The sequence below is a fragment of the Aequoribacter sp. genome, assembly GCF_965659035.1.
Classification (GTDB): Bacteria; Pseudomonadota; Gammaproteobacteria; order Pseudomonadales; family Halieaceae; genus Aequoribacter.
The window spans coordinates 1-3983 of record NZ_CBFHWH010000128.1 but is presented as its reverse complement, the minus strand read 5'-3'; the positions used below and the strand labels follow the sequence as shown (position 1 = coordinate 3983).

Below are 3983 nucleotides of genomic sequence, written 5' to 3'. Positions count from 1 at the left end.
CCGCGGGTCTTGCTAGCTTCACGTGAGCCGATCTTGGCGCCCACGTGGTCTCCTGATGCCACCGAAATTGCTTATGTGTCTTTTGAAACTTCGCGTCCAGCGATTTTTCGGCAAAATCTTCAAACCGGTGCTCGCGAGCAGCTCACCGCGTTTAGGGGACTCAATGGCTCACCCAGTTGGTCACCTGACGGTAAGCGCATGGCAATGGTTTTGTCGAAAGATGGTAACCCCGATATCTACGTGCTTGATCTAGAAACCTATGCCCTAGAGCGCATCACTCGGCATTACGATATCGATACCGAGCCTACGTGGATGCCCGACGGTAAGTCATTGCTGTTCACCTCTGACCGCCCAGGTCGGCCTCAAATTTATCGTTACGATTTTGTCACGGGATTGACCGACCGCGTAACGTACGAGGGCAGTTACAACGCTCGTGCTCGAGTTGCTCAAGACGGTCGCAATGTGGTGTTAGTACACCAGCAGGACGGCGACTATAAAATCGCCGTATTAGACCTAGAAACACGTCGCTTAACGGCGCTAACTTCTACAGATTTAGATGAGAGTCCGAGTATCGCACCCAATGGGTCTATGGTACTCTATGCAACGAAACAAGCGGGGCGAGGCATCTTAGCCGCAGTCTCGGTAGACGGTGGCGCGCGATTTAATCTTCCAGCGCGTGATGGCGAGGTTCGAGAACCTTCGTGGTCACCTTACCTGCCTAAGACACCCTGATTGATACTGATTAATAAACCCTTCGTGAAAAGGAAAATCGCATGAAACAGCTTCCTCAATTTCGCCAGTTAGTCACCGTAGCTTTTTTAAGCGTATTTCTAGCCGCTTGCGCTGGAAATGACACGAAAGAGCAAGAGGCAGCGGCAGCCCAAGCAGCAGCTGAAGCCGCAGCACAAGCGGAGGCCGATGCGGCAGCAGCTCAAGCGGCTAAAGAGCGCGCTGAAGCCCAAGCAGCGGCGGAGCTTCGCCGTTTGCAAGATGATGCGCGCATGGCCGGCAGCGTTGTTTATTTCGAGTTCGATAGCTCGACTTTAACTGACACAGGTCGCGCTGTCTTGGACAAGCACGTAGCTTTACTTAAGAGCACCGGTGCATCGGTGCGCCTCGAAGGTCACACTGACGAGCGTGGAACTCGCGAGTACAACATGGCATTGGGTGAGCGTCGTGCTAACGCAGTGCGCGATTACATGATGGTCAAAGGCATCCCCGGCTACCGTTTAGAGAGCATCAGCTTCGGTGAAGAGAAGCCCGTGTCGTACGGCTCAAGCGAAGTGAGTTGGTCACAAAACCGTCGTGTCGAGATCAAGTAAGCGGCGTTAAAAATGCAAAAAGCACTCGGAGCGTTAAGCGCGTTATTCTTCAGTGTTGGCGTTTTGGCTCAAGATTTTATTGATCTTGAGTCGGAACGCTCTCGCCCCAGTACCGCACCACTGGTGTCGGAAGCGCAGCCCGACGAGGGGGAAGTCGTCCGTCCTATGGCTGTGCCGCAAGGGTCGGTAAGCTACGGTCTCAATGGCCAGATCGCAACCACTAAGCCGAGTGTATTGGTGCAGGATAACGCGACCAACGCGGCCTCAGATCCAGGATCTCTGTTCGTTCAGGTTCAACGTTTGGCCGAGGAAGTCCGTCGTTTAAACGGCCTGGTGGAAGAGCAGGCCTATCAGATAAAAACCTTGCAACAACAAAGCCTTGAACGCTACATGGATATCGATCGGCGACTTGCTGGCGGCGCAGTCAGCACAACGGTTCCAGCGCAATCCAAAGCAGTAATGCAAGAGGTTGCCTCGTCGCCCGTCACAGCGTCCGATTCTGCTACCCCATTGGCTGATGCGAAGGAAGAACCTGTCTACCTAGCCGCACGCCAGTTGGTGTACGACCGCAAGTTTGATGATGCTGTCGCCTCATTTAATGAGTTTTTGTTGGACTACCCAAATGGCGCGTATGCTCCCAACGCGCACTACTGGCTTGGTGAATTGTATTTGGTGCTTGAACAGCCAAATTTAGAGCTGTCGCGCCAAGCTTTTCAGTTATTGTTAGATTTGTACCCGCAGCACAATAAGGTGCCCGATGCGAGCTTTAAACTTGCTACGGTATATTATGCTAAAGGCAATGCCGAGCGCGCCAAGACTATGCTTGAGGCGGTTGTAGCGACTTACCCGAAACAGCCCGTGGCCGAACTTGCAAAAAAGTTTTTGGCTGACAAATACTAAAATGAATCACGCATCAACCTTGGGCGTGAATCAGTCGAGCACCCCCCAAAACCAGACCTTGCGCATTAGCGAAATTTTTTACAGTCTTCAGGGCGAGACTCGTACTTTAGGGTTGCCTACCGTCTTTATCCGTCTAACGGGTTGTCCGCTACGCTGTGTCTATTGCGATACCGAGTATGCCTTTCATGGCGGTACACAAATTGCGTTAGGCGATATTTTGGAACAAGCTGCGGCGTTTAATACGCGTTTCGTGACGGTCACCGGGGGTGAACCCTTGGCTCAACCCAATTGCTGGCCTTTGCTGCAAATGCTCTGTGATGAAGGTTATGAAGTTTCTCTAGAGACTTCGGGTGCTTTGTCGGTCGCAGACGTAGATGCGCGCGTGGTTAAGGTCTTGGATTTAAAGACCCCAGGCTCTGGCGAGTCTCACAGGAATGACTACGAGAATATTGCGTTATTAAACGCGCATGATCAGGTTAAGTTCGTGATTACCGATCGTGAGGACTACGATTGGGCCCGATTCAAATTAGACGAACTCGGTCTGGTCGGGCGAGTATCCGACATACTGTTCTCCCCGGTGCACGGCAAGTTAACCCCCACTCAGTTGGCTGACTGGATTTTGGCCGATCGACTCCCAGTGCGTTTTCAGTTACAGCTACACAAATTACTTTGGAATGATGAACCAGGACGCTAATGCAAAACCCAAAGCCGTGATTTTGGTCTCGGGAGGCTTGGACTCGGCTACCGTGCTGGCTATGGCGTATGCTCAAGGTTTTGAGTGCTATACACTTAGTTTCGACTACGGGCAACGCCACCGGGCTGAGCTCATTGCGGCGGAGCGCATTTCGGCCGGTTACCCTGATGTGACTCACAAAGTGGTGACTTTGAACTTGGATTCTATCGGCGGATCCGCGTTAACAGACACCGCTATTGCGGTGCCGGAGTCGCCAACCGAAGGTATTCCTATTACTTATGTGCCAGCGCGCAATACGATCTTTTTGTCGATTGCTTTAGGCTGGGCCGAAGTCCTTGGTGCGCTGGATATTTTTATTGGCGTAAATGCTGTGGATTATTCAGGTTACCCCGATTGTCGGCCTGAATTCATTACGGCTTACGAATCACTGGCCAATGTTGCGACCAAGGCAGGTGTTGAGGGCAATCATTTGCGTATTCAGGCGCCTTTATCGAACTTATCTAAATCTGAAATTATTCAGCGAGGCAGTCAGCTAGGCGTTGACTACAGTGCGACGGTTTCGTGCTATCAAGCCGATAATGAAGGTCGCGCGTGTGGATTGTGCGACAGTTGTCGCTTGCGTAGAGAGGGCTTTGAGTCCGCCGGTGTTGCCGATCCAACACGGTACAAGTTGGCATAAATTCTTTTAGTCGTTTTTTCTTTACTTAGGGGCTTGAGTTTTTCGCGTAAACCAGTAAAATTCGCGCCTCCTCCGGGCCGTTAGCTCAGCTGGTAGAGCAGTTGGCTTTTAACCAATTGGTCGCTGGTTCGAATCCAGCACGGCCCACCAAACAAATAAAGGCTCGTCGTTAGACGGGCCTTTTTTGTTTGTGGTTAGCCGGTCTGAGATGAGAACCATTTCGACAAACTGCGTTTAAGCGGTTTGGACGCGGGAGCGCAGCGACGGCGCCCCATTGGGGTGAGAGGCTGACGCAAGTCAGGCTCGAATCCATCCAGCACGGCCCACCAAACAAATAAAGGCTCGTCGTTAGACGGGCCTTTTTTGTTTGTGGTTAGCCGGTCTGAGA

Annotated in this window: 5 protein-coding genes, 1 tRNA gene and 1 pseudogene; 6 read left to right on the top strand and 1 reads right to left on the bottom strand. The window is 52.0% G+C overall.

Annotated features, from left to right (window positions below; all coding sequences use genetic code 11):
- The 6 genes and pseudogenes from ACTF5Z_RS11545 to ACTF5Z_RS11520 form a co-directional block, all read left to right on the top strand.
- Window positions 1–732 (top strand): annotated as a pseudogene (locus tag ACTF5Z_RS11545) (Tol-Pal system beta propeller repeat protein TolB); the annotation flags it as partial.
- A 41-nt stretch (window positions 733–773) separates the two neighbouring features.
- The gene (gene pal, locus ACTF5Z_RS11540) at window positions 774–1322 is read left to right on the top strand and encodes a peptidoglycan-associated lipoprotein Pal (protein ID WP_438985767.1); all 549 of its coding nucleotides are present in this window, start codon (window positions 774–776) and stop codon (window positions 1320–1322) included.
- A 12-nt stretch (window positions 1323–1334) separates the two neighbouring features.
- The gene (ybgF, locus tag ACTF5Z_RS11535) at window positions 1335–2222 is read left to right on the top strand and encodes a tol-pal system protein YbgF (protein ID WP_438985766.1); all 888 of its coding nucleotides are present in this window, start codon (window positions 1335–1337) and stop codon (window positions 2220–2222) included.
- Between the two features lies 1 nt (window position 2223).
- Complete coding sequence (gene queE, locus ACTF5Z_RS11530; protein WP_438985765.1) at window positions 2224–2916, top strand: 7-carboxy-7-deazaguanine synthase QueE; 693 nt, start codon at window positions 2224–2226, stop codon at window positions 2914–2916.
- A complete protein-coding gene (gene queC, locus ACTF5Z_RS11525; RefSeq protein ID WP_438985768.1) occupies window positions 2900–3595 on the top strand; it encodes a 7-cyano-7-deazaguanine synthase QueC in 696 nt (231 codons plus the stop codon). Before queE ends, queC begins: the two co-directional genes overlap by 17 nt.
- A 74-nt stretch (window positions 3596–3669) precedes the next feature.
- A tRNA-Lys gene (locus tag ACTF5Z_RS11520) sits at window positions 3670–3745 on the top strand.
- Window positions 3746–3789: 44 nt separating this feature from the next.
- On the opposite strand, the gene ACTF5Z_RS11515 is transcribed toward ACTF5Z_RS11520, so the two are convergent.
- A partial coding sequence (locus ACTF5Z_RS11515; protein WP_438985764.1) for a hypothetical protein occupies window positions 3790–3983 on the bottom strand: 194 nt, incomplete at its 5' end.

Bases quoted from the DNA above. Each gene is read 5' to 3' on its own strand.
- pal (WP_438985767.1), top strand. From the start codon at position 774: ATGAAACAGCTTCCTCAATTTCGCCAGTTAGTCACCGTAGCTTTTTTA.
- ybgF (WP_438985766.1), top strand. From the start codon at position 1,335: ATGCAAAAAGCACTCGGAGCGTTAAGCGCGTTATTCTTCAGTGTTGGC.
- queE (WP_438985765.1), top strand. From the start codon at position 2,224: ATGAATCACGCATCAACCTTGGGCGTGAATCAGTCGAGCACCCCCCAA.
- queC (WP_438985768.1), top strand. From the start codon at position 2,900: ATGAACCAGGACGCTAATGCAAAACCCAAAGCCGTGATTTTGGTCTCG.